The 1736-nt window shown below is 60.8% G+C and carries 1 protein-coding gene; it reads left to right on the top strand.

The features are described from left to right. Positions 1–27: 27 nt before the first annotated feature. On the top strand, positions 28–1736 hold a 1709-nt coding region (locus ACFQ6H_RS29755), incomplete at its 3' end, for a condensation domain-containing protein (protein WP_378650431.1).

Here is a 1736-nt window from a genome sequence, read left to right as displayed (position 1 = left end):
GGTGGTAATTCGCTGATTGCGACGCAGGTGACGTCTCGGTTGGGTCAGGCGTTGGATGCTTCGGTGTCGGTGCGGGAGTTGTTCGAGGCGTCGACCGTTGAAGGGCTTGCGGCCCGACTCGGTTCTCGTGTTGGTGGTGGTTCGCGTGCGGCGTTGACTGCGCAGGTGCGTCCGGTTCGGGTGCCGTTGTCGTTGGCGCAGCAGCGCATGTGGTTCCTCAACCGATTCGACACCGATTCTGCTGTCAACAATGTCCCTGTTGCCGTTCGGCTCACGGGTGCGCTCGATCTGGCGGCCCTGAATTCGGCAGTTCACGACGTTATCGGCCGCCACGAGGTTCTGCGCACGGTCTACCCCGAGGTCGACGGCGTCGGCTACCAGAAGATCTGCTCGGTAGAAGATGTGTCGATCGATCTCGGCGCAGAACGCGTCACAGACGACCGAATCCAGGCGGAGCTGTATTCGTTCTTCGCTCAGGGCTTCGATGTCACTGTCGAGGTTCCGTTGCGCGCCAAGCTTTTTCAGGTCGCCGATGACGACTTCGTGTTGTCGTTCGTGATGCATCACATCTCGACCGACGGCTTCTCGATGGGCCCGTTGACCCGCGACGTCATGACCGCCTACTACGCCCGAACCAACGGCCAGGCTCCGACCTGGACGCCGTTGCCGGTGCAGTATGCCGACTATTCGTTGTGGCAGCGTGAGGTTCTCGGGTCCGAGGACGATCCGCAGTCCGTGATCGCGAAGCAGATTGCGTTCTGGTCGGATGCGTTGGCTGATCTTCCGGAGCAGTTGGATCTGCCTGGTGATCGTCCGCGTCCCGAGATTGCTTCAGGGCGCGGCGCCAATCACAGTTTCACCATCGAACCGCTGCTGTGGTCCGAGCTGGACGAACTGGCCAAGGCAACGAACGCAACTCCGTTCATGGTTGTTCACTCGGCTCTGGCGGTGCTGTTGGCACGACTGTCCGCGACGACCGACATTGCGATCGGTGCCCCGATCGCGGGTCGTGGTGAAGCCGAGCTCGATGACGTGATCGGTATGTTCGTCAATACCTTGGTGCTGCGTACCGAGGTTGATCCGTCGATGTCGTTTGCCGAGTTGTTGGCTTCGGCGCGTGAGGTGGATTTGCAGGCGTTCGCGCATGCGGATGTTCCGTTCGAGCGTGTGGTGGAGGTTCTCGATCCAGTTCGTTCGCAGGCTCGTCATCCGTTGTTCCAGGTGGCGTTGACGTTCCAGAACCTCGGTCAAACGTCTCTCGAAATGCCCGGCCTCCGTGCTGCTGCAGTCGAGTTCGACGCCGCACTGGCTAAGTTCGACTTGCAGCTCACTCTCGAAGAGGCTGAAGCCGGAATGTCTGCGACGCTGACGTATGCGACGGATCTGTTCGACGAATCGACCGCTGCCGACTTCGCCGATCGTTTCCAGCATGTTCTGCGTGGCGCTGCCGCAGATCCGGATCTTGCTGTCGGTGATGTGGACGTACTCACTGTCGGTGAATTGGACCGTGTCCTCTCATGGAGTGGGGTCGGCACCGATCGTGGTGTGGATTCGACGTTGTCGGCGTGGTTCGATGATGCTGCTGCTCGGTTTGGTGATCGGGTTGCGGTGCGGTTCGGTGGCGAGTCGTTGTCGTATGGTGAGTTGTCGGTGCGGGCTAATCGTTTGGCGCGCAGGTTGATTGCTCAGGGTTGTGGTCCGGAGTCGTTGGTGGCGGTGGCGTTGCCGCGGTCGGC

This window comes from Rhodococcus sp. NPDC056506 (assembly GCF_042794945.1).
GTDB lineage: Bacteria > Actinomycetota > Actinomycetes > Mycobacteriales > Mycobacteriaceae > Rhodococcus_F.
The sequence above is the reverse complement of the archived record's forward strand: the minus strand, read 5'-3'. Positions and strand labels throughout refer to the sequence as shown.